Origin of the sequence: Pseudomonas sp. OG7, from assembly GCF_014192825.1 — a bacterium.
Taxonomy (GTDB): Bacteria; Pseudomonadota; Gammaproteobacteria; order Pseudomonadales; family Pseudomonadaceae; genus Aquipseudomonas; species Aquipseudomonas monteilii.
In genome coordinates, this window is sequence record NZ_JACHYK010000003.1 from 25,240 (window position 1) to 49,058 (window position 23,819).

The following is a 23,819-nucleotide window of genomic DNA, read 5'->3' on the forward strand; positions in this document are numbered from 1 at the left end:
CTTGAGGCTTACCGCAAAAGGCTCAGAGGCCCACTACGTCTTCGGCTTGCAGGCCTTTCTGGCCCTGCACGCAGGCGTATTCCACGCGCTGCCCTTCGACCAGGGTACGATGCCCCTCACCGCGGATCGCCCGATAGTGGACGAATACATCCGCACCACCTTCGCGCTGAATGAAGCCATAACCCTTGGCATCGTTGAACCACTTTACGTTCCCAGTCTCACGAGACGACATCTGAACTACTCCGGATTTTTATTGTGAAGATCGCCGTGCAGGCATAGGGTCACCTGCCCCGTGCCAACGCCGCTTGCCGAAATATCCTGCAAGTGGCAGGCCGAGTATATGACACAGAACAAAAAAAATTGATGACGGTCCCGCAGTTGGCCGATTTTTGCTGAACTTACGCCGATACGGCAGACTAATTAGCTGGATACTCACCTGAACATCACACCCAGGGCACACACCCCATGACCCGTTCCCCCCTGCACCGCCTGATCTTCGGCGGCCTGCGTCGCCTGTTGTACCTGTGGGTGCGCTCCGAGACCATCAACCAGTCGTCCATGTCCCTCAACCTCGACCGCAGCAGGCCGGTGTTCTATGCACTGCCGTCGCCCGCGCTCACCGACCTGGCCGTGCTCGACCACGAATGCACCAAAGCGGGGCTGCCGCGCCCGGTATTGCCGGTAGCCGTGGGCCCACTGCAGGAGCCGGCCGGGTTCTTCTACCTCACCCCCGACCCGGACTGGCTGGGCCGGCAGGACAAAAGCGGCGCGCCACCGACGCTTGAACGCCTGGTCGCTGCCGTCACCCAGCATGCCGAGGAAGATGCGCAGATCATTCCCGTCAGCGTGTTCTGGGGCCAGACCCCGGCCAGTGAATCCAGCCCGTGGAAGCTGCTGTTCGCCGACAGCTGGGCGGTTACCGGGCGCCTGCGCCGGCTGCTGACCGTACTGATTCTGGGGCGCAAGACCCGGGTGCAGTTCTCCGCGCCTATCCACCTGCGCGAACTGGTGCAGCACAACAAAGGGCACGAGCGCACCGTGCGCATGGCCCAACGCCTGATGCGCGTGCATTTTCGCAACCTCAAGACGGCGGTCATCGGCCCGGACATCTCGCACCGGCGCAACCTGGTCAAAGGCCTGGTGCACGCACCGCAAGTGCGCCAGGCCATCGTCGACGAGGCACAGCGCGAAAACCTGCCGCTGGCCAAGGCCGAAGCCCAGGCGCTGCGCTATGGCAACGAGATCGCCTCGGACTACACCTACACCGCCATCCGCTTCCTTGAAGTGGTGCTGAGCTGGTTCTGGAACAAGATCTACGACGGCATCAAGGTCAACCACATCGAGCAGGTGCAGGGCATCGCCCCCGGCCACGAAGTGATTTACGTGCCCTGCCACCGCAGCCACATCGACTACCTGCTGCTGTCTTACCTGCTGTTCCGCAACGGCCTCACCCCGCCGCACGTGGCGGCGGGCATCAACCTCAACATGCCGGTAGTGGGCAATCTGCTGCGCCGTGGCGGAGCGTTCTTCATGCGCCGCACGTTCAAGGGCAACCCGTTGTACACCGCCGTGTTCAACGAGTACCTGCACACCCTGTACACCAAGGGCTTCCCGGTCGAGTACTTCGTTGAAGGCGGCCGCTCGCGCACCGGACGCATGCTGCAACCACGTACCGGGATGCTGGCCATCACCCTGCGCAGTTTCCTGCGCTCGTCGCGCACGCCGATCGTGTTCGTGCCGGTGTACATCGGCTACGAGCGCGTACTCGAAGGCCGCACCTACCTGGGCGAACTGCGTGGTGCCAGCAAGAAGAAGGAGTCGGTGTTCGACATCTTCAAGGTATTTGGCGCGCTCAAGCAGCGCTTTGGCCAGGTCTACGTCAACTTCGGCGAGCCGATCCGCCTGGCCGGCTTCCTCGACGAACAACAGCCCGGCTGGCGTGAGCAAGACCATGGCCCGCAGTACCGTCCGGAATGGCTCAACGCTACCACCACCCGCCTGGGTGAAACCGTGGCCCGTCACCTGAACGAAGCGGCTGCCATCAACCCGGTCAACCTGGTGGCCCTGGCGCTGCTGTCCACCAGCCGCCTGGCCCTGGACGAACGCGCCCTGACCCGCGTGCTGGACCTGTACCTGGCGCTGCTGCGCCAAGTGCCCTACTCGCCCCATACCACCCTGCCCGACGGCGACGGCCAGGCGCTGATCGAACATGTACGCAGCATGAACCTGGTGGCCGAACAGAAGGACGCCCTGGGCCGCATTCTGTACCTGGATGAAGGCAATGCGGTCCTGATGACCTACTACCGCAACAACGTGCTGCACATCTTCGCCCTGCCGGCGCTGCTGGCCAGCTTCTTCCTCAGCAGCTCGCGCATGAGCCGCGAATTGCTGGGCCAGTATGTACAGGCGCTGTACCCGTACCTGCAGGCCGAACTGTTCTTGCGCTGGACACCAGAGCAGCTGGAGGAAGTGATCGACCAATGGCTGGCCGCGCTGGTGGAGCAAGGCCTGCTGCGCATGGACGGCGAGGTGTATGTGCGCCCGGCGCCCAGCTCGCGGCAGTTCGTGTTGCTGACCCTGCTCGCCCGCACTATCACCCAGACCCTGCAGCGCTTCTACATGGCCACTTCGCTGCTGCTCAACAACGGGCAGAACAGCCTCAGCGCCGAGGCGCTGGAAGACCTGTGCGTGATGATGGCCCAACGCCTGTCGATCCTGCATGGCCTGAATGCCCCGGAGTTCTTCGACAAAACGCTGTTCCGCCACTTCATCCAGACCCTGCTTGAGCAAGGCGTGCTGCATGCCGACGCTCAAGGCAAGCTGGGATACCACGACAAGCTCGGCGAACTGGCCGAGGGCGTGGCCAAGCGTGTGCTGTCTGCGGAGCTACGCCTGTCGATCCGCCAAGTGGCCCTGCACCGTGACGATGGCCTGGAAACTTCGACCCTCTAACGCTTTATCTGCCGGGAAAATCCGCTAAAGTCCCTGGGGTTGGCCACAAGCCAACGCCAAGGACACCGGAGACTCCATGAAAAAACTCTTTATGCTGTGTTGCGCATCCCTGCTCGCAGCCTGTTCCAGCCAAACCCCATCCACCCAGGCCAGCCTGGACGGTGAAGTCTTCTACCTGCAGCGTATTGCCCTGCCGCCTGCCGCTACCTTAAGCGTGGAACTGCAGGATGTTTCGCTGATGGACGCCCCTGCCGTGACCCTGGCCCGCCAGGCCGGCCCTGTAAAAGGCAACGTGCCGCTGCCGTTCCACCTCACCTACGACCCTGCGCAGGTCAAGCCCGGCCACCGCTATTCGGTGAGTGCGCGCATCGAGCTGGATGGCAAACTGCTGTTCATCAGTACCGAGCACCATGGTGTGATGCTCGACGGCAGCGACCCGAAATCTGTACGCATCAAGGTCGACCCGGTTCGCTGATACCCGCCTCTATCTGTTTACAAGGAAAGCTTCATGATCCGCACCTCCCTGCGTTTCACCACCCTGTGCGCCGGCCTGCTGCTGTCGGCCAGTGCCCTGGCTCTGTCGCTGGGTGACCTGACCCAGAAAGACGCCACCGGCGGCCTGAAAGATGCCCTGACCCAAGGCGCGCAGCTGGCCGTCAAGCAACTGAGCACCCCGGGCGGCTTCAGCAACAACCCGGACGTGCGCATCGAATTGCCGGGCAACCTGGGCAAAGCCGCCAAGGCAATGAAAATGTTCGGCAAAGGTGAACAGGTCGAAGCCCTGGAAACCAGCATGAACAAGGCCGCCGAAGCTGCCGTGCCGCAGGCCCAGGCAATTCTGGTGGATGCCGTGAAGAACATGAGCGTGACCGATGCCAAAGGCATCCTCAGCGGCGGTGACGACTCGGCCACCCAGTACCTGAACAAAAGCAGCCGCGAGCAGATCCGCGCCAGGTTCCTGCCGATCGTCAAGCAGGCGACCGACAAGGTTGGCCTGGCCCAGCAGTACAACAACTTTGCCGGGCAGGCCGTGGCACTGGGCGTGGTGGATGCCAAGAGCGCCAGCATCGAGAACTACGTGACCGAAAAAGCGCTGGACGGTCTGTTCGAAATGATCGGCAAGCAGGAGCAAAGCATTCGCCAGAATCCGGCTGAAGCGGCTACCAGCCTGGCCAAAAAAGTCTTCGGCGCCCTCTGATGCCCCTAGGGGGCTGCTTTGCAGCCCCCTACGGTCTTCAGTCCTTCCTGACCCTGAACCACGCCGCATACAACGCCGGCAGGAACAACAGGGTCAACACCGTGGCCACGATCAACCCACCCATGATCGCCACCGCCATCGGCCCGTAGAACACGCTACGTGACAACGGAATCATCGCCAGCACCGCCGCCAGCGCGGTCAGCACAATCGGGCGGAAACGCCGCACCGTGGCTTCGATGATTGCCTGCCAGCGCTCCATGCCCGCCGCGATGTCCTGCTCGATCTGATCCACCAGAATCACCGAGTTGCGCATGATCATCCCCGCCAGGGCAATGGTGCCGAGCATGGCGACAAAGCCGAATGGCTGGCGGAACACCAGCAGGAACAGGGTGACGCCAATCAGCCCAAGCGGTGCGGTGAGGAACACCATCACCGTGCGCGAGAAGCTGCGCAGCTGGATCATCAGCAAGCTCAGCACCACCACCACGAACAGCGGCATGCCCGCGTTAACCGACTTCTGACCGCGCTCGGAGTCCTCGACCGTGCCGCCGACCTCCAGCAGGTAGCCATCCGGCAGCTTGGCGCGGATGTCACGCAGGGTAGGCTCGATCTGCTTCACCAGCGTGGCCGGTTGCTCCTTGTCGTAGATATCGGCGCGCACGGTCACGGTCGGCAAGCGGTTACGGTGCCAGATAATGCCCTCCTCGAAGCCGTATTCCAGGGTGGCTACCTGCGACAGCGCTACGCTCTGGCCGTTATCGGTGGGCAATGCCAGGCTGCCGAGGTTGCCCAGTTCGCCACGTTCCTGTTGGGTACCGCGCAGCAGAATCTCGATCAGCTCGTTGTCTTCGCGGTACTGGCTGACCGTAGTACCGGTTAGCGAGCTTTGCAGGAAGCTGGACAAGTGCGAGGTGCTCACGCCCAGGGCACGGGCGCGGTCCTGGTCAATCTCCAGGAACACCGCCTTGCTCGGTTCTTCCCAGTCCAGGTGCACGTTGACCACATGCGGGTTCTCCCGCACCTTGTCAGCCACTTCACGCGCCAGCGCGCGGGCCTTCTCGATGTGTTCGCCGGTCACCCGGAACTGCACCGGGTAGCCCACGGGCGGGCCGTTTTCCAGGCGCGTAACGCGGGCGCGCAGGTCGGGGAATTGCTGGTCCACGGTGCTGATCAGCCAGCTGCGCAGGCGCTCGCGGTCTTCCATCGACTTGGCCAGCACCACGAACTGGGCAAAGCTGGCGGCCGGGAGCTGCTGGTCCAGCGGCAGGTAGAAGCGTGGCGAGCCAGTGCCCACATAGGCCACGTAGTTGTCGATACCGTCCTGCTGCTTGAGCAGCGCCTCCAACTGTTTGACCCGCTCGGCGGTATTGGCCAGAGAAGCACCTTCAGCCAGCTTCAGGTCAACCATCAGCTCCGGGCGCCCGGAGGCCGGGAAGAACTGCTGGGGCACGAAACGGAACAGCAGGATGCTGCCGACAAAGGCGGCGATGGTCAGCAGAATCACGGTTTTGCGCCGCCGCACGCACCACTCCACCACTCGCCGCACACGCTGGTAGAACGGCGTGGCGTAAGGGTCTGGCGCGTGGCCGTCCTTGCCGTGGCGTGCGGCATGCAACTTGGCCAGATCTGGCAGCAGGCGCTCGCCCAGGTAAGGCACGAACACCACCGCCGCCACCCATGAAGTCAGCAACGCAATGGTCACCACCTGGAAGATCGAGCGGGTATATTCGCCGGTACTGGAGGCTGCCGTGGCGATGGGCAAGAAGCCCGCTGCGGTAATCAAGGTGCCGGTGAGCATCGGGAAGGCAGTGCTGCTCCAGGCATAGCTGGCCGCCTTGAGGCGGTCGTAGCCCTGCTCCATCTTGATCGCCATCATCTCTACCGCAATGATCGCGTCGTCCACAAGCAAGCCCAGCGCCAGCACCAAAGCGCCGAGGGAGATCTTGTGCAGGCCGATGCCGAAGTAATGCATGGCGGCGAAGGTCATGGCCAGCACCAGCGGGATGGCCAGCGCTACCACCAGGCCGGTGCGCAGGCCCAGCGAGAAGAAGCTCACCAGCAGCACGATGACCAGGGCCTCGACCAGCACCTGCACGAACTCACCCACGCCGGCCTTGACCGCCGCTGGCTGGTCCGACACCTTGCGCAGCTCCATACCGGCCGGCAGGCTCCGCGCCAGGCGCTCGAATTCGCCTTCCAAGGCCTTGCCCAGCACCAGAATGTCGCCACCGTCCTTCATCGACACGGCCAGGCCAATGGCATCCTCACCCATGAAGCGCATGCGCGGCGCGGGCGGGTCGTTGAAGCCGCGGTGCACCTCGGCGACATCGCCGATGCGGAAGGTGCGGTCACCCACGCGGATGGGGAACTGGCGAATCTGCTCGACGCTGTCGAAGCGCCCGCTCACCCGCAGTTGCAGGCGCTCGCTGGGTGTTTCGAAGAAGCCGGCGGTGCTCACCGCGTTCTGCTCCTGCAGGGCCTGTTGCACCGCCTGCAGTGGCACGCCAAGGGTGGCCAGCTTGAGGTTGGACAGCTCGATCCAGATTTTCTCGTCCTGCAGGCCGACCAGCTCGACCTTGCCCACATCCTTGACCCGCTGCAGCTGGATCTGGATGCGATCGGCGTAATCCTTGAGCACCGCGTAGTCGAAGCCTTCACCGGTCAGCGCGTAGATATTACCGAAGGTGGTGCCGAACTCGTCGTTGAAGAACGGGCCCTGGATTTCCGGTGGCAAGGTGTGACGGATGTCCGCGACCTTCTTGCGGATCTGGTACCACAGCTCGGGAATGTCCTTGGAATGCAGCGAGTCGCGGGCCATGAAGGTGACCTGCGATTCGCCGGGGCGTGAGAACGAGACGATCCTCTCGTACTCGCCGGTTTCCATCAGCTTCTTCTCGATGCGCTCGGTAACCTGGCGCGACACTTCCTCGGCGCTGGCGCCGGGCCACAGGGTACGGATGACCATGGCCTTGAAGGTGAACGGCGGGTCTTCGCTCTGGCCCAGCTTGGTGTAGGACATGGCGCCAATGGCCGCCAGCAGGATCATCAGGAACAGGACAATCTGGCGGTTGCGCAGCGCCCAGGCAGAAAGGTTGAAACCCATCGGGACTTACTCCTTGGCCGTCAGGTTCACTACACGGTTGCTGCGGTCCACAGGGCGAACCTCCTGGCCCTCGCGCAGCACATGACCGCCAGCGGCGACCACCCAGTCGCCCGGGGCAAGGCCTTCGAGCACTGGCACACTGTCGCTGCCATACGCCCCCAGACGCACCACTGCCCGCTCCAGATGGCTGTCCTTGTTGACCCGCCATACATACGCCTGACCGTTTTCTGCGGTAACCGCCGACAGCGGTACCGACAGCGGGATCAGCCCCTCATGGGCAATGAACACCCGGGCGCTCTGACCCAGCTCGGCCGGTGCTGCGGCCGAAGTAAAGGCGATGCGCGCCGCGAAGGTGCGCGAACGCGGGTCGGCGGCCGGCGACAACTCGCGGATACGGCCCTGGAAGCGCTCCCGTGGGTACGACCACAGCTCCACGCTCACCGGCTCGCCCACGGCGAAGCGGGCGAACTGCTGCTCTGGCAGGCCGATAGCCACTTCCCGTTCACCATCGGCGGCCAGGGTGAACACGGTCTGCCCGGCGGCGACCACCTGGCCCACTTCAACCTGGCGCTTGGCGATCACCCCGGCCTGTGGAGCACGCAGCACGGCATACTCGGCCTGGTTGCCGGCCACATCGAATTCGGCCTTGGCCTGCTTCAAGCGGGCGAGGCCGGCACGGTAGAGGTTTTCAGCGTTATCGAACTGGGAATGGCTGACCATCTGCCGGTCCAGCAGTTTCCGGTAACGGTCGCGCTCGGCGCGCACCAGTGCCAGGTTGGCCTCGGCGGCTGCCAGTTGGGCGCGGTTGGCTTCCAGTTGCAGGCGCACGTCCTGTGGGTCCAGTTCAGCCAGCGGCTGGTCGGCCTTGACCCGCTGCCCCTCCTCGACCAGGCGTTTGCTGACCTTGCCGCCAATGCGGAAAGCCAGCTCCGGCTCGAAGCGCGCACGCACTTCACCGGGGTAACTGTCGGCAGCGGCTTCAGCCGGCTGCGGCTGCACCACCAGCGCCGGGCGCGGCGCTGCAGGTGGTGTGGCTTCCTGACCGCACGCCGCCAGTAACAGCACGGCAGCGGCGGGCAGAGCGATGGACAAGGCATGGCGCAACATGATGAATCCTTTCGCAGAGGTGCACATCGAATATTTATACTGGCAAGTATATTAAATCAGGCAATCGGTGCCGGGAAGCTGGCGTTACAAAGAAATCCAGACGGTTTTTCAACGGCCGTCAGCTGTTGCACAGCCCACAGCCAATCAACAAGTTGCCCCACCCCGCCACAGCCAGAAATCCCTCATATACGCCGCAAACCCCGTATCACGGGCGTTCCACCAACCGGCATGACCTGTGCAATCAACGGTACACCCCCTCTTTCATGTACCTGGAGTATTCCGATGACTGCCCTCGAACAACACCTTACCGTCCCCGCCAACGGCGCCGACTACGCCACGCTGGCCGCCCGCTTCAGGCCCATCTTCACACGCATTGCCGAAAGCAGCGTGGAACGCGAACGCAACCGCGCCCTGCCCCACGAACCGATCCGCTGGCTGAAGGAGGCCGGCTTTGGTGCCGTGCGCGTACCGGTCGAGCACGGCGGTGGCGGCGCTTCGTTGCCCCAGCTGTTCCAGTTGTTGATCGAACTGGCCGAAGCCGACTCCAACGTGCCTCAGGCCCTGCGCGGCCATTTCGCCTTCGTCGAAGACCGCCTCAACGCCCATGCCAGCGCGCCACAAAATGTGTGGTTCAAGCGCTTCGTTGCAGGTGACCTGGTGGGCTGCGCCTGGACCGAGATCGGCGCGGTGAAAATTGGCGATGTCATCACCCGCGTCTCACGTCAGGGTGAACAGTGGGTGGTCAACGGCACCAAGTACTACAGCACCGGCAGCCTGTTCTCCGACTGGATCGACCTGTTCGCCCGCCGCGACGACACCGGGGCCGACGTGATCGCAGCCATCCGCACCCAACAACCCGGCATCCGCCAGAGCGACGATTGGGATGGCTTCGGCCAGCGCACCACCGGCAGCGGTACCTCGGTGTTCGAAAATGCCGTGGTCGAGGAAGAGAACATCATCGACTTCGCCACCCGCTTCAAATACCAGACCGCGTTCTACCAGCTGGTGCTGCTGGCGGTGATCACCGGTTCCGGGCGTGCCGCCGTGCGGGATTTCAGCCACGAGACCCGCAAGCGCACCCGGGTGTTCAGCCACGGCAACGGCGCGGCAGTCAGTGAGGACCCACAGGTATTGCAAGTGATCGGCAAGGCCTCGGGCCAGGTGTATGCCGCCGAAGCCGCGACCCTGCGCGCCGCCGAGGCCAGCCAACAGGCTTACCTGGCACGTTTTGCCCATGACCCGGCCGCAGAACAGCAGGCCAATGTGCTTGCCGAACTGGAGTCGGCCCAGGCCCAGGTGGCAGCCATCGACTTGGTACTGCGCGCCACCAGCGACCTGTTCAATGCCTTGGGTGCCTCCACCACCAGCACCAGCCGCCAGCTCGACCGCCACTGGCGCAACGCCCGCACCGCGGCGTCGCACAACCCGGTGATCTACAAGGAGCGGATCGTCGGCGACTGGCATGTGAACGGTACTGAACCGCCGTATGTGTGGCAGATTGGTGGGGGGGCCAAGCAGTCCTGAGTAACCGCATTGGGGCCGCTTTGCGGCCCCGGCACTATCAGCAGCTAACCCAATCCGTCGGCCAACGCCGCACCATTGAGGTAGTGATCCCCCAACAACCGCCGTTGGGTGGCCAGCACAGGCTCACCACCGCTCACCTCTGGCCGCGCCACGCTGCGACCGGCCAACTCGAAATACGCCTCGTCAGCAAGCCGAGCGCCCTCGGCAGCCGCCAGGCGAAACGCAATTGCCGACGCCTGCGAATCATCGGCCCGCTCCAGCAATGCATCGGCCGCATCAATTGCAATGCGCACCTTACCCACCGTGGCAATCACCAGGGTTTCGTGGCGGGCATTGCGGTCACGCAAGAACTCAAGCAGGGCCGCTTCCACCTGACGGGCATAGACCAGATCGTTCCGGCCGTGGGAATGGGTATTGGACATGTGCGCCTCCTCAGTTCCAGGCGTGACGTTGCGGCTTGATGCCGTTAAGCAATTGGTTTCCGACCAGGTGGTACTTCCAGCGCACCGGGTCATGCAGGGTGTGCGTGCGGGCATTGCGCCAGAAACGGTCCAGCCCCCGGCTGGCCGAAACACTGCGCGTACCGCCCAGTTCCAGCAGGCGGCTGGAAGCCTCCAGCGAAATGGCCGTGGACAGCACCTTGGCCTGGCCGACTATCACCGAGGCTTGCGCCACGTGCTCTTCGTCAGGCTGGGCAACCGCCAGGTCCACGGCCTGCCCCGCACGACGCAAGATGGCTTCGGCTGCCTGCAGGCGCCAGGCCAGTTCGCCGATCAGCGCCTGGCTCAACGGGTCCTGCCAGCCATGCTGCAGGCCACTGTCGGCCCACGGCCTTGCCTGGCGGGCCACCTGCAAGGTCGCGGCGAAAGCGCCACGGGCGATACCGGTGTCCACAGCGGCCTGGATGATCTGCGAGATCGGGCCATCGGCGGTGGGCTGGTCGTAGGCCTTCCAGGCCGGTATCACATCGCCCACCGGCACCCGCACGCCGTCGAGGCGCACCTGGCCACTGGCGGTGATGCGCTGGCCAAAGCCGTCCCAGCTGTCGATCACGGCGAGGCCTTCGGCATCACGCGGGACAAAGGCGATATGCGGTCGCCCGTCTTCATCAACGCCAGCAACAGGAACGATATGGGCAAACAAGGCACCGGTGCAGTACGCCTTCTCGCCGTCGATCACCGCGCTGTCACCGTTGAAGCGGATTTGCGTCTGGAAGGTGGTCACGTACTGGCCACGCGACTCGGAAAACGCATTACCGAAGCGGTAGCCCTGCAGCACCTTGGCGAAGTAGTCGCGCTTCTGCGTTTCGCTGCCGGTCAGGCGCAGGTTGCTGAGTACACCAAAGTGGTTTTGCGGCAGTTGGCCGAGGGACGAATCGGCCGCCGAGATGGTTGCAATCACTTCGCTGAGCGTGGTGTAAGACACGCCCGCGCCACCGTACTCCTTGGGCACGGTGATTGCCCAAAGGCCGCTGTCGGAAAAGCGGTCAAGCTCATCCCACGGCAAACGCCGCTCACGGTCGCGAAGGGCGGCCTCCTGGGCAAATTCCTCGGCCAGGCGCTGCGCGACTTCGATGGCTTCGGCATCGCTGCGGATGACATGGGCGGCGCGTCGTGGCGCCGAACGGGCCTGCGCAGGCAGGCTGGATGCGGATGAAAGGGTCGTCATGTGCTGCTCCATGCGTAACAGGTTCCACAGCTGTTGAGCAGAACCTGTGCCAACCTTACAAAGCCTTTAAATTCATATGGTTAGGTGAGTTATCCAGGCGTTCGAAAAGCCCCGAGGCCGACAAACTGCAGATTGTCTGTTGCCCCGCAAACAGTTCGCCGTGGCCACTCAAAGGCTGATGTCCAGCGGGTACTCGACGATCACCCGCAACTCGTCGACGTTGGCCTCGGCGGTATGGCCGCCGCCAACCCGGTGGGTGGCTTGCATCACGTTGAACGACAGGTTCCTGGCCGGCCCGCCCTGCACCACGTAGCGCACCCACAGGTTGCGCTCCCAGTGGCGGCCATCCTCGATGCCGTTGTAGTAGCTGTAGGCGCCGCCCGCGCGGGTGCCATCGATATCGCTGCCGCGCACATAGCGGGCAGTAAGCGACAGGCCTGGCAGGCCGAGCACAGCGAAGTTGTAGTCGTAGCGCGCTTCCCAGGCCCGTTCGTTGGGGTTGTTGAAGTCAGATACCTGCGATGCCGCGTCCAGCTGGATGTCGTAGGTGTTCCACACATAGTCGAACGGCGTGTCGCCGTCGATGCGCGTATACGACAGCTTGAAGCCATGCCCGCCTGCGTTGACCCCGGCATGCACGCTCCATGAATCGTTGTCGATCTTGCCGGCCAGCGCCTGGCCGCTGTCGCGGGTGCGGTAGTAATCCAGGCCTGTTTTCAGGGTCAGGCTGTCGCCCAGCGGCTGTACATAGTCGACGTTGAAGAACTGCTGGTTCCACACATCGTCCAGCCGGCTGGCGTGCAGGCGCAGGTTCAGCTGGTCATTGAAGCGGTAGTCGCCACCCAGGTACACCACGTCATTGGCGCCCTTCAGCCGCCCGGCGTACACGGTGCCAAGGTCGCCACGGTGGTTGCTGGCGTTGCGGTCGCTGCTGGACTCCAGCTTGCCGCCCTGCAGGCTCAGGCCTTGCAGTGAGTGGTCGTTGAACATGAAACCGCGCAGGGTCTGCGGCAGCAGGCGGATGTCACTGGCATGCAGCACCGGGCTGGTCGGGCTGACATCGCCGTAGCGCAGTTCGATGTCCCGCACGCGCGCCTTCAGCGCTACGCCGACCTTGCCGTAGGCATCCTTGGGCTCGCCATCGAAGTTGCTGCCCGAGCGCGAGACGATGCCCGGCACCCCAACACCATTGCCCACCGTGCCATTGCCACCGTCCAGCTTCAGCCCGACCAGGCCTTGCACGTCCAGGCCAAGGCCGACCGTGCCCTGGGTGAACCCCGACTGCAGGTTGGCGATGATGCCGTGGCCCCATTCGCGGTGCTGGCTCTGGCGTTCGCCGGTGTTGGGGTTACGGGTGAAATCGCCGTTGCGGTAGTCCTGGCTGAAGTAATAGTTGCGGTTGATGATTTGCAGTTGAGTGCCGTCGAGAAAACCTTCGTCCTCGGCGAATGCCGGCGTGGTCAGGCCGATGACCAGGGCGAGGGTGACGGGTGGGTAGTTGCGCGAGCGCATGGCAGAACGTCCTTATGAGTTGGATAACCCCGCCGGGGCGGTGGGGTGTTCTGCGACTCCAATAACTGTGCCATACGTAAAATTCATATTTTTCAGATAGTTATGAATATTTTACAGCTCGGAAAAATGTGTTTTGCAGGCAAATTGTTCAGTTGCTGTTGCACTTCATACAGAAGGTTGCAGAAGACGCGTGTAGGAGCGGCCTTGCGGCCCTTTCGCGACACAAGGCCGCTCCTACAAAAGATCGTGCTCAGCAGCAGAGTGTTTAGCCAGCCTTCCCCCCCAGGTAGAAATGCCGCAGGTCTTCGCGCACAGCCAACTCCGCAGCAGCCCCCTCACCTGCCACTCGCCCGTTCTCCAGGATGTAGGCATAGTCGGCATGGCGCAGGGCAACGTTGATGTTCTGCTCGGCCACCAGAAAACTCATGCCTTCCTTGACATTGAGCTGGGCGACAATGTCGAAAATTTCTTCGACGATGATCGGCGCCAGCCCCATCGAGGGCTCGTCCAGCAGCACCAGCCGTGGCTGGGTCATCAGCGCACGGCCGATGGCCAGCATCTGCTGCTCGCCACCCGAGGTCAGCCCGGCCTGGGTCTTGCGCTTGGTTTTCAAACGCGGGAACCAGGCATAGATGCGCTCCAGCGCCTGTTCCAGTTCGCGCCGTGCCGGCTTGCGCAGAAAGCCCCCGGTACGCAGGTTTTCCTCTATCGTGAGGTGAGCAAACACGTGCCGCCCCTCCAGCACATGCACAATGCCTTGGGCCGCCAGGCGGTTGGCAGCGATGCCGGCGGTGTCCTGGCCCTGGAAGTGGATGTGGCCACGGCTGACCAGCGCACGGTCGGCTTGCAGCAACCCGGAAATGGCTTTGAGCGTGGTGCTCTTGCCTGCGCCATTGGCACCCAGCAAGGCGACGATGTCGCCCTGCCCGACCCGCAGGGAAACCCCGGCCACGGCCAGGATCGCGCCGTCGTAGATCACTTCGATATCCTGCACGCCCAATAGCGCGTGGGCCGGCTCGGCAGCAAGCGGGCTGTGGGTCATGGGGTGGCCTCGTCTTTGGCGCATTCGCGGGGGGTAACACCTTTTTCACGGGCAAACTCGCCTGCCTTGGCATCGATCAGCGGGCGCAGGGTGGCGCGGTCGGCCTGTACCCAGTCGGTCACCAGCGTCCACTTCTGGCCATCCCATTGCTGCACCTTGGCCGCGCCACCCCCTTCATGGTCGCTGCACGACAGCTTCAGCGGCTGCATCAGGCCAAGGAAGCCGATTTCCTTCAGACGGGCATCGCCCAGGTCCAGGTGCTCCAGGCCCCAGCGCCCTTCCTCACCAGTCAGTGGGCGGTTGCCGAACTTCTTCTGCCCGGCGCGGATGGCCTCGACAGCGATGGCCGCGTTCACCAGGCCAGAGTTGTAGTACACGCTGCCAAAGCTTTTCGGGTCTTTGAGGTCGCTCTTACCGGTGTCGACGATGTACTTGCGGATGCGCTGGTGAATGTCGAAATCGGCGCCGCCGGGATAGGGCGTCAATGCCAGATAACCCTTGCCGGCCTCGCCCGCCGGCAGCACGTCTTCGTTGGAGCTGGCCCAGATGTCGCCGACGATGCGGTCTACCGGGAAGCCGAAACGCGCCGCCGTCTTGATCGCTACCGGCGTGGACACACCCCAGGTACGCAGGAATACCCAGTCCGGCTTCTGCTGGCGCACCTGGCGCCATTGCCCGGCCTGTTCGTTGCCCGGGTCGGCCACCGGAATCTGGATGTTCTCGAAGCCGTATTTCTGCGCCAGCAGCGCCATTGGCCCTTGGGTTTCGCGGCCATAGGCGGAGTCGTGATAGACAGTGGCAATCTTTTTGCCCTTGAGCTTGTCCAGCCCGCCTTCGCGCTCGGCCACGTAGTTGAGGAACGCCGAGGCCTCGCTGTAGAAAGTCAGCATCACCGGGAAGTTGTAGGGGAACACCCGGCCGTCGGTGGCTTCGGTGCGGCCATAGCCCAGGGTAATCAGCGGGATCTTGTCGGCCTCGGCCTTTTCCGCCAGGGCGTAGGCAGCCGGTGCGCCGTTAGGCTGATACAACGCCACCGGCGCACCGTTCAGGCCATTCTTGAAGCGCTCATAGCATTCGATGCCCTTCTCGGCCGTCCATTCGGTTTCGCATTCCTGCCAGACCAGCTTTACGCCGTTGATACCGCCTTCGACCTCGTTGATGTAGTGCAGGTAGTCGATCATCCCGGCCCATACCGGAATGCCACTGGAGGCGTAAGCGCCAACCCGGTAGGTGGCCAACGGGAAGAACTGTTCGTTGCTGGCGGCCTGGGCCACCGGCTGCCAGGCCGAGGCAAGGCCCAGTGCCAGGCCGAGGGCGGCGCCGTAGCGTTTGAAAGGTACGTACATGGTGATTTCCCTGATCTGTTATTGAGTGTTCACTGCTCGCTGGAGCAATCGCGCGGCGTGATGCCTTTTTCCTTGGCGTAGGCGGCCGACTTGGCCTCGATCAACGGGCGCAAGGTGGCACGGTCGGCCTGCACCCAGTCGGTCACCAGTACCCATTTCTCACCGTCCCACTGCTGCACGCGTGCCGCGCCGCCGCCTTCGTGGTCCGAGCAGGAAAGCTGCAGTGGCGGCAGCAAGCCTTCAAAGCCAATGGCCTTGAGCCGTGCCGCGTCGATGTTCAGGTGCTCGAAGCCCCAGCGCGCCTCTTCGCCGCTGAGCGGGCGGTTGCCGAACTTGGCCTGAGCCGTGCGTAGCGCCTCGACGGCAATGGCGGCGTTGATCAGGCCGATGTTGTAGTACACCTTGCCGAAGTAGCTCGGGTCCTTGAGGTCGCTCTTGCCGGTGTCGAGGATGTGCTGGCGCAGGCGCTGGTGGATGGCAAAGTCGCTGCCGCCCGGGAATGGTGCCAGCGCCTGGTAGCCCTTGGCCGCAGTGCCGGCCGGGATTACATCGGCCTCGGAGCCGGCCCAGACGTCACCGATGATGTGGTCGACCGGAATACCGAAACGCGCCGCCGTCTTGATGCCGACCGGGGTCGACACACCCCAGGTGCGCAGGAACACCCAGTCCGGTTTCAGCTGGCGTACCTGGCGCCACTGCGCCGACTGTTCATTGCCTGGGTCGGCCACCGGGATCTGGATGTTTTCGAAGCCATACTTCTGCGCCAGCAATTGCATCGGCGCCTGGGTTTCGCGGCCATACGCCGAATCGTGGTAAACGGTGACTATCTTCTTGCCCTTGAGCTTGTCGAAACCACCTTCGCGTTCAGCGATGTAGTTGATGCCCACCGAAGCCTGGCCGTAGTAGTTCAGCAACAGCGGGAAGGCATAGGGGAACACGCTGCCATCGGTGGACTCGGTACGCCCACCGGCACCGTCGATCAACGGAATTCGGTCGGCTGCGCCCTTCTCCATCAAGGCATACGAGCCCGGCGTGCTGTGGGTGAAGAAGAACGCCGTGGGCGCCCCGTCCTGGCCGTTCTTGTAGCGCTCGTAGCATTCGACGATGCGGTCGACGTTCCACTCGGTCTCGCATTCCTGCCAGGTGAGTTTGACGCCGTTGATGCCGCCTTCGACCTCGTTGATGTAGCGGAAATAGTCGATTTCGCCGGCCCACCACGGGATCCCGCTGGAGGCATAGGCGCCGACCCGGTAGGTGGCCATGGGCACGAATTGCTGGTTGTCGGCAGCTGCGGCAACAGCCGGCAGCAAGGTAGGCGCGCCCAGCAGGAACAGGCTGGCGAGCAGGTGGCGACGCAAGGTTTTACGCATATTCAGTTCTTTTGAGTAAAGGGTTTGAAACCTCCTTTCCCGTGGCCGGGTCAAGGCGCCTGAAGGTGTTGGTTTGGAGTCAGAAGCGCAGCGGCCAGACGCGAATGCGTTCACGCAGGTTACCCAGCAGGCGCACCAGGCCCTCGGGCTCCTTGATCAGGAACCAGATGATCAGGCTGCCGAACAGGATCTTCTGCAGATTCTGCAATTGCCCGGCATCGACATGGCCGTTGAACAGCCACTGCCCGGCATGGCTGAGCAAAATCGGCGTAAGGCTGATGAAGGCTGCGCCAATGAAGTTGCCGGCAATGCTGCCCATGCCGCCGATAATGATGATGAACAGGATCTGGAATGAGCGGTTGATGTCAAAGCTGCTGGCGCTGGCCGTGCCCAGGTAGGCAAAGGCCCACAGCGCCCCGGCAATGCCCAGGTAGAACGCGCTGACGGCAAAGGCCAGGCGCTTGTAACGCTCCACCTGGATGCCGATGACGGCGGCGGCGGTGTCCATGTCGCGGATCGCCATCCAGTTACGGCCCACCTGGCTACGCACCAGGTTGACCGCCACCCAGGTCAGTACCACCACGCAACTGAGGGTCAGCAGGTAACGCCCTACTGGCGTGGCCAGGTTATGCCCGAACAGTTCCAGGCGCGGTGCGCTGATGGTGCCGGACGAGGCGTAGTTGTAGAACCACGGGAACTTGGCGAACACCCACTCCAGGAAGAACTGCGCGGCCAGGGTGGTGACCATCAGGTAGAAACCCTTGATGCGCGAACTGGGCAGGCCGAACACCAGCCCTACCACCCCGGCGATCAGGCCACCGCCCAGCAGCGCCAGCGGCAATGGCAGCCCCGGCACACGCAGCAGCAAGCCGTAGGTGGCAAAGGCCCCCACCGCCATGAAGCCCGCCGCCCCCACCGAGGTCTGCCCGGTGTAGCCGGTCAGCAGGTTCAGGCCAAGGCCGGCCAGCGACAGCACCAGGAACGGGATGAGGATCGCATTCAGCCAGTAGTCGCTGCCCAACCAGGGCAACACGACAAAGGCCACCAGCAGCAACAGGGCCAGGCCCAACGGGCGGTGGCGTGCCACCAGGGTCAGCGGTGCGTCGTCGAAGCGCGCTGTCAGGCGCGCGGCAGTCGTGGTCATGCGGTCATACCCGTTCAATGGCTCGGTCGCCGAACAGGCCGGCCGGGCGGATGTAAAGGAAGATCAGCGCCAGGAAGTAGGCGAACCAAGGGGTGATGCCACCGCCGATCAACGGCCCGATGTAGGCTTCGGCCAGGTTCTCTGCGGCACCCACGATCAGGCCGCCGACAATCGCCCCGCCAATCGAGGTGAACCCACCGATGATCAGTACCGGCAGCGCCTTGAGCACCACCAGCGACAACGAGAACTGCACGCCTTGGCGTGCGCCCCACAGCAGCCCGGCCACCAGCCCGACCACGCCCGCCACGGCCCACACCACCTGCCAGATGCGGTTGAGGTTGATGCCCAGCGATAACGCCGCGCGGGTATCGTCGGCCACCGCGCGCAAGGCCAGGCCGATGCGGGTGCAGTTGAACAGCACGGCCAGCAGCGTTACCAGTGCGGCGGAAACACCAGCGGCCACCAGGTCGAACTGGCTCATCATGATGTCGCCGACGAACAGCGGCACGTCTTCGATGCCCAGGTCCAGCGCGCGCACCTGAGCCCCCATCAGCCCTTGGGCCAGCCCTTCGATGATGAACGACAGGCCCAGCGTAGCCATGAACAAGGTGATCTGTGAGCGGTTGACCAGTGGCCGCAGCACCAGCCGTTCGATCAGCAGTGCGCCGATGATCATCACCACCACGGTAATGGCCAGCGCCACGGCAAACGGCAGGCCTTGCTGGTGCAGGCTGACGAAGGTCAATGCAGCAAACAGCAGCATGGCGCCCTGGGCAAAGTTGAACACGCCGCTGGCCTTGTAGATCAGCACGAAGCCGATCGCCACCAGCGAATACATGGTGCCGGCGAGCAGGCCGCCGATCAGGGTTTCGAGGAAGAAGTTCATCAGTGTGCTGCCCCCAGGTACGCGGCGATTACATCGGGGTTGGCCTGCACGTCGGCGGGCGAGCCATCCCCCACCTTGCGCCCGTAATCCAGCACCACCACATGGTTGGACAGGCCCATCACCACTTGAATGTCGTGCTCGATCAGGATCACCGTGGTGCCAAGGTCACGATTGATATCGGCGATGAAGCGGCTCATTTCCTGCTTCTCTTCGGTGTTCATGCCGGCCATCGGTTCGTCGAGCAGCAACAGCGTCGGATGGGCGATCAGCGCACGGCCCAGCTCCACGCGTTTCTGCAGGCCATAGGGCAGGCTGCCAACGGCCACCTCGCGCCAGGCCTGCAATTCCAGAAACTCCAGCACCTGCTCGGCGCGTTCGGCAAACGCCCGCGCCTCGCGGCGGGCACGTGGCAAACCCAGCGCCTGCTCCAGGAAGAAACTGCGCTGAAAGCGCGACAGCCCGGTCAGCAGGTTGTCGAGCACACTCATCTTCTTGAACAACGCGTTGTTCTGGAACGTGCGGCCAATGCCCAGCCGTGCGGCGGTCAGCGGGTGCGGCCGGCGCAGCGGCTGTTCGGCGAAAAACAGCTGGCCGGCATCGGCGCGATAGACCCCGTTGAGGATGTTCAGCAGTGAGCTTTTACCGGCGCCATTGGGCCCGATCAGGGCGCAGATCTCCCCGCGTCTTACGCTGAATGACAAGTCTGATATCGCCTTGACGCCCTTGAACGACAGCGACACGTTGCGCACCTCCAGCAAGGCGCTCATGCCGCACGCTCCAGGTAATCACGCAGCCAGGCCGGCCGCGCCGTGCCCGAGGCAACAGGGGCACTGGGCACATCGATGCGTTGCAGGCGCTGGAAGCCGAGCAATTGCCGCACGCGGGTTTTCAGCCAGCGCCGCAGGCCGCGTTGCGGATCTTGCTGCACCCAGTCGCACAGCCGCCGTTGCCAACTGCCGGCAGGCGGCAGCCGTGCCTCTATCTCATCGGCCAGTGCCTGCACCCGCTCAGCAGACAGCAGCAACGCCGTCGGGGCGATTTCGCGGCGATCGCGGCTGGCCGACTCGGCCGTTTCCGGAAACGCCAGGCCTTCACCCCGCTCCAGCCAGCGGTCGAGCAGGTGTGTCAGGCCTTCGCGCCATTCACTGCCTTCATCGACCCAGAGCACCTCGTCCCGGGTGACCTGTGCCCACCCCAAACGCTGCGCTGCAGGTGCAGCACCGACAAACAGCGCCGACAGCGGCTGAACCTGCCATTGGCCTGTGAGCACTGCGTCGGCTTGCGGCGTAAACAACCGCAGCGGCCATTGGCCGTGCAACCCCGTTTGCAGCCATTGCGCCACCTGTTCGCGGCGCTGGACAAAGGCGAACCCCGGGTGGGCCAGGCGCAGCTGGCGTTGCAAGTCTTCGCCCCGGCTGTTGGCGGGGATCAGCAGGGTATGGCCATTCAGGCGCCGTGCGGCCAACGCAAGCAACACCAGGCTGGGCTCATAGGCGCCGCTCAAGGCAAGCCGCGCGCCTGCCACGAAGCCCTGCTGGCTCAAGCCATCGGCCAGGCGTTCGACTTCTCGCTGTACGTCGATCCAGCGCCAGGCCTTCCACACGCCCAGGCGCCGATGGCGCAGGGCGACCCGGGTTGGGCGCTCCCGGGCCCAGCGCTGCAGGGCCTGCAAGTGGCTGTCGGCCACGGCATCAGCCTGCGGCGGGGTAAATTCATGCACATTCATCGCGTGGCTCCCTGTCGGCTCAGGCCGGCTCGGTAATGCTGGCCGGGGTGGGTTGGCGGCTCAGGTCGCGGTAACCGGCAGCGGGGTGCGTGGCCGGCAGCCGTGGGCCGTCACCGAACAGCTTCTCGCGCAGGGTGCCGGGGCGGTATTCGGTCTTGTAGGCCCCCCGTTGCTGCAGTTCGGGCACCAGCAGCTCGACCACATCGCGGAAGGTTTCGTGGGCCAGGGCATAGGTCAGGTTGAAGCCGTCAACATCGGTTTCTTCAACCCAGGCCTGTAACTCGTCCGCTACGGTCTGCGCACTGCCGACGATCAGCGGGCCAAAGCCGCCGATGCCGACCCAGTCGGCCAGCTCCTGCACGGTCCAGCGCTTGTTCGGGTCGGCGGTGGAAAACGCCTCGACAGCCGACTGGATGGCATTGGTGTGGATATGCTCCAGCACCTGGTCGGGCTGGTACTTGCTGAAGTCGATGCCGGTCCAGCCGGAAATCAGCGCCAGGGCGCCTTCGTAGCTGGCGTAGCTTTTCAGCTCCTGCCATTTGGCCTGGGCCTTGGCATCGGTATCGTCGACGATCACTGTCTGCATGTTGAAGATCAGCACCTTGCGCGGGTCGCGCCCGGCCTCGGCGGCACGGCGGCGAATGTCGGCCACGGTCTTTTTCAAAATGACCTTGGACGGCGCGGCGACGAACACGCATTCGGCGTGGCCGGCAGCGAAATTTTTGCCGCGGCTGGACGCACCGGCCTGGTACAGCACCGGTGTACGTTGCGGCGACGGCTCGCACAGGTGGATGCCCGGGACCTGGAAGTGTTTGCCGTGGTGGCGGATCTCGTGGACTTTGCGCGGGTCGGTGAACAGGCCTGTTTCGCGGTCGCGCACCACCGCACCGTCTTCCCAACTGCCTTCGAACAGCTTGTACAGCACCTCCAGGTACTCGTCGGCGTAATCGTAGCGGGCGTCATGGTCGCTCAGCGCCTTCTGCCCAAGGTTGCGCGCACCGCTGTCGAGGTAAGAGGTGACGATGTTCCAGCCGATGCGGCCCTTGGTCAGGTGGTCGAGGGTCGATAGCCGACGGGCGAATGGGTACGGGTGCTCGAAGGTGAGCGAGGCCGTCAGGCCGAAACCGAGGTGCTCGGTGACCAGCGCCATGGGCGTGATCAGTGCCAGCGGGTCGTTCACCGGCACCTGGGCCGCCTGGCGGATGGCCGCGTCGCCATTGCCGCCCAGCACATCGTAGATGCCGATCACGTCGGCGATGAAGATGCCGTCGAACTTGCCGCGCTCCAGCAGCTTGGCCAGCTCGGTCCAGTAGTCCAGGTCCTTGTACTGCCAGGCGCGGTCCTTGGGGTGGCGCCACAGGCCGGGCGACTGGTGGCCGACACAGTTCATTTCGAAGGCGTTCAAACGAATTTCACGTGGCATGGGGACTCCTGTTCGATAGGCTCGGCACCCTTGCAAGGTGCCCTTCCTGCTCTATCAACACGATTCATGCCAAAAAAATTAATCTTTATAAATCAGCATCTTATAAAAAAATCAACGCGTCCTTTGCCTGCGTGACGACACCAGTGTCGATCAAGTGTCTACTGGCGAACAGCAGGTTTTGCGGGTTGGTTTTAGCCGGATGGCGCCTGACCCGTTAAGATGAACGACTCTTCAACCAGATGCAGACCACAATGCCCAACGACGCACCCATCGGCCCAGGTCGGCCAAAGGACCTGGCCAAGCGCGAAGCGATTCTCGAAGCGGCCAAGGCGCTGTTCCTTAGCCTTGGCTATGCCAACACCAGCATGGATGCGGTCGCTGCGGCGGCAGGTGTTTCAAAGCTCACCGTGTACAGCCACTTCACCGACAAGCAGACCTTGTTCTGCTCGGCGGTCATGGCCACCTGCCAGATCCAGCTGCCTGACTTGCTGTTCGAGTACCCCGAAGGTGTACCAATAGAAGAGGTACTGCTGACCATTGCCCGTGGTTTCCAGTCTCTGATCAGCAGTGACGAAGCGGTCAAGCTCAGCCGCCTGATCATGGCCCAGGGCAGCCTGGACGCGAGCTTTGGCGAGTATTTCTACGAGGCCGGGCCCAAGCGCGTGCTGGCGGGGATGGAAGCGCTGCTGCGCGGGGCGGATGAACGTGGGCTGCTGCGCATCGACGACCCGCTGCGGGCGGCGGAGCACTTCTTCTGCCTGGTGAAAGGCGCGCCGGATTATCGCTTGCTGCTGGGCTGTGCGGGGCCGCTGGAAGGCGAAGAGGCCGAGGCGCATGTGCGGGAGGTGGTGGGGGTGTTTGTGCGGGCGTTCAAGCCCTGAAATTCGGGTGCCTGTACCGGCCTCTTCACGGCTCTAGCCGCGAAGAGGCCGGTACAGGCACAACAGAATCAGGCCTTCAGTGCCTTCTTCGGGTAGATGTCATACCGGCTCGACTTACCCTCCAGGCTATGGCTCGGCTTGGGCCCATCAATGATCGGCGCCTTGCGCGGCCGCTTCACCACCACCCGGTGGCTGGCCAGCGCCAGAGCGGCTTCGAGCAGGGCCGGGGCGTCCAGGTCGTCACCCACCAAGGGCCGGAACACGCGCATTTCCTTTTTCACTAGGGCGCTCTTGTCGCGGTGCGGGAACATCGGGTCGAGGTAGATCACCTGCGGGGCCTCGCCTTCCCAGGCGCGCATGCGCTCGATGGCGTTGCCGGTCAGCAAGCGCATGCGCCCGACGATCGGGCCCACCTCGTCATCCGACCGCGCCCGCGCCAGGCCATCCTCCAGCAACGCGGCAATCAGCGGCTGGCGCTCGATCAGGGTCATCTGGCAGCCCAGGCTGGCCAGAACGAACGCATCCTTGCCAAGACCTGCCGTGGCATCCAGCACCTGCGGCCGCACGCCTTGGGCAATGCCCACGGCCTTGGCGATCATCTGCCCGTTGCCACCGCCAAACTGGCGCCGGTGCGCCGCCTGGCCTTCGACAAAGTCCACCCGCACCGGCCCCGGTGCCTGCGGGCCAAGTTGCTGAATCTGCAAACCCTCGGCGCCCACCTGCACGGCGAAGCCGGCGCTATCGTCCTGTAGCGGCAGGCTTAGACGCTCGGCCCACGCCTTGGCCTGTTCCGCATACTCAGTCGACATCGCTTCGACCCTGATACCCGTGCCTTGCTCTTCCATCGTCCACACCTAAAAAGTCAAACCAAGCCTTAATGAATCGGCAGCCACGGCCGATACAGGCAATATCCCGCTATTCTGCCAGAGCACAACGC

20 protein-coding genes are annotated in these 23,819 nt (G+C 63.7%); 5 read left to right on the forward strand and 15 right to left on the reverse strand.

All coding sequences use genetic code 11. The features are described from left to right. Nucleotides 1-22 precede the first annotated feature (22 nt). A complete protein-coding gene (locus FHW75_RS08250; RefSeq protein ID WP_003252255.1) occupies nt 23-232 on the reverse strand; it encodes a cold-shock protein in 210 nt (69 codons plus the stop codon). Nucleotides 233-465: 233 nt separating this feature from the next. Here FHW75_RS08250 and plsB point away from each other — a divergent pair, with 233 nt between their 5' ends. The 3 genes from plsB to FHW75_RS08265 all read left to right on the forward strand — a co-directional run bounded on the left by plsB (nt 466) and on the right by FHW75_RS08265 (nt 4,150). Further along, on the forward strand, nt 466-2,952 hold the full coding sequence (gene plsB / locus FHW75_RS08255; protein ID WP_025753719.1) for a glycerol-3-phosphate 1-O-acyltransferase PlsB: 2,487 nt from the start codon (nt 466-468) through the stop codon (nt 2,950-2,952). A gap of 76 nt (nt 2,953-3,028) precedes the next feature. Then, on the forward strand, nt 3,029-3,427 hold the full coding sequence (locus tag FHW75_RS08260) for a YbaY family lipoprotein (RefSeq protein WP_019098057.1): 399 nt from the start codon (nt 3,029-3,031) through the stop codon (nt 3,425-3,427). A gap of 33 nt (nt 3,428-3,460) precedes the next feature. Beyond that, entirely contained in the window at nt 3,461-4,150 is a 690-nt protein-coding gene (locus FHW75_RS08265; RefSeq protein ID WP_019098058.1) for a DUF4197 domain-containing protein, read from the forward strand. Nucleotides 4,151-4,187: 37 nt separating this feature from the next. Here FHW75_RS08265 and FHW75_RS08270 read toward each other — a convergent pair whose 3' ends face one another. Together FHW75_RS08270 and FHW75_RS08275 are read right to left on the reverse strand one after the other, a co-directional pair. Continuing rightward, nucleotides 4,188-7,253: an efflux RND transporter permease subunit gene (locus tag FHW75_RS08270; RefSeq protein ID WP_019098059.1), complete on the reverse strand. Its 3,066-nt coding sequence runs from the start codon at nt 7,251-7,253 to the stop codon at nt 4,188-4,190. Between the two features lie 6 nt (nt 7,254-7,259). After that, the gene (locus FHW75_RS08275) at nt 7,260-8,360 is read right to left on the reverse strand and encodes an efflux RND transporter periplasmic adaptor subunit (protein WP_016712952.1); all 1,101 of its coding nucleotides are present in this window, start codon (nt 8,358-8,360) and stop codon (nt 7,260-7,262) included. 282 nt (nt 8,361-8,642) lie between these two features. Here FHW75_RS08275 and FHW75_RS08280 point away from each other — a divergent pair, with 282 nt between their 5' ends. Then, on the forward strand, nt 8,643-9,884 hold the full coding sequence (locus tag FHW75_RS08280; RefSeq protein WP_025753721.1) for an acyl-CoA dehydrogenase family protein: 1,242 nt from the start codon (nt 8,643-8,645) through the stop codon (nt 9,882-9,884). Between the two features lie 44 nt (nt 9,885-9,928). On the opposite strand, the gene FHW75_RS08285 is transcribed toward FHW75_RS08280, so the two are convergent. The 11 genes from FHW75_RS08285 to FHW75_RS08335 all read right to left on the reverse strand — a co-directional run bounded on the left by FHW75_RS08285 (nt 9,929) and on the right by FHW75_RS08335 (nt 22,001). Beyond that, a complete protein-coding gene (locus FHW75_RS08285; protein ID WP_027609576.1) occupies nt 9,929-10,306 on the reverse strand; it encodes a hypothetical protein in 378 nt (125 codons plus the stop codon). 10 nt (nt 10,307-10,316) lie between these two features. Next, nucleotides 10,317-11,552 (reverse strand): SfnB family sulfur acquisition oxidoreductase, encoded by a 1,236-nt coding sequence (locus tag FHW75_RS08290; RefSeq protein WP_025753723.1) that lies wholly within the window; start codon nt 11,550-11,552, stop codon nt 10,317-10,319. 168 nt (nt 11,553-11,720) lie between these two features. Next, the gene (locus FHW75_RS08295) at nt 11,721-13,064 is read right to left on the reverse strand and encodes an OprD family porin (protein WP_183673481.1); all 1,344 of its coding nucleotides are present in this window, start codon (nt 13,062-13,064) and stop codon (nt 11,721-11,723) included. 265 nt (nt 13,065-13,329) lie between these two features. After that, nucleotides 13,330-14,106: an ABC transporter ATP-binding protein gene (locus FHW75_RS08300; protein ID WP_084297162.1), complete on the reverse strand. Its 777-nt coding sequence runs from the start codon at nt 14,104-14,106 to the stop codon at nt 13,330-13,332. Further along, the gene (locus FHW75_RS08305) at nt 14,103-15,452 is read right to left on the reverse strand and encodes an ABC transporter substrate-binding protein (RefSeq protein WP_183673484.1); all 1,350 of its coding nucleotides are present in this window, start codon (nt 15,450-15,452) and stop codon (nt 14,103-14,105) included. The genes FHW75_RS08300 and FHW75_RS08305 overlap by 4 nt, the downstream gene beginning before the upstream one ends. A 29-nt stretch (nt 15,453-15,481) precedes the next feature. Next, nucleotides 15,482-16,822 (reverse strand): ABC transporter substrate-binding protein, encoded by a 1,341-nt coding sequence (locus FHW75_RS08310; RefSeq protein WP_084297164.1) that lies wholly within the window; start codon nt 16,820-16,822, stop codon nt 15,482-15,484. Nucleotides 16,823-16,901: 79 nt separating this feature from the next. After that, nucleotides 16,902-17,966: a branched-chain amino acid ABC transporter permease gene (locus FHW75_RS08315; RefSeq protein WP_019098067.1), complete on the reverse strand. Its 1,065-nt coding sequence runs from the start codon at nt 17,964-17,966 to the stop codon at nt 16,902-16,904. Between the two features lie 4 nt (nt 17,967-17,970). Continuing rightward, on the reverse strand, nt 17,971-18,852 hold the full coding sequence (locus FHW75_RS08320) for a branched-chain amino acid ABC transporter permease (RefSeq protein ID WP_025753728.1): 882 nt from the start codon (nt 18,850-18,852) through the stop codon (nt 17,971-17,973). Further along, the gene (locus FHW75_RS08325) at nt 18,852-19,619 is read right to left on the reverse strand and encodes an ABC transporter ATP-binding protein (protein WP_019098069.1); all 768 of its coding nucleotides are present in this window, start codon (nt 19,617-19,619) and stop codon (nt 18,852-18,854) included. Before FHW75_RS08325 ends, FHW75_RS08320 begins: the two co-directional genes overlap by 1 nt. After that, complete coding sequence (locus FHW75_RS08330; protein WP_027609573.1) at nt 19,616-20,578, reverse strand: AMP-binding protein; 963 nt, start codon at nt 20,576-20,578, stop codon at nt 19,616-19,618. Before FHW75_RS08330 ends, FHW75_RS08325 begins: the two co-directional genes overlap by 4 nt. A 19-nt stretch (nt 20,579-20,597) precedes the next feature. Beyond that, on the reverse strand, nt 20,598-22,001 hold the full coding sequence (locus tag FHW75_RS08335) for an LLM class flavin-dependent oxidoreductase (protein ID WP_183673486.1): 1,404 nt from the start codon (nt 21,999-22,001) through the stop codon (nt 20,598-20,600). Nucleotides 22,002-22,240: 239 nt separating this feature from the next. Between FHW75_RS08335 and FHW75_RS08340 the strand changes: the two genes are divergently transcribed. Further along, on the forward strand, nt 22,241-22,882 hold the full coding sequence (locus FHW75_RS08340) for a TetR/AcrR family transcriptional regulator (RefSeq protein WP_025753730.1): 642 nt from the start codon (nt 22,241-22,243) through the stop codon (nt 22,880-22,882). 68 nt (nt 22,883-22,950) lie between these two features. Here the strand turns inward: FHW75_RS08340 and FHW75_RS08345 are convergent, their stop codons facing one another. Further along, nucleotides 22,951-23,727: a class I SAM-dependent methyltransferase gene (locus FHW75_RS08345; RefSeq protein WP_019098927.1), complete on the reverse strand. Its 777-nt coding sequence runs from the start codon at nt 23,725-23,727 to the stop codon at nt 22,951-22,953. Nucleotides 23,728-23,819 lie beyond the last annotated feature (92 nt).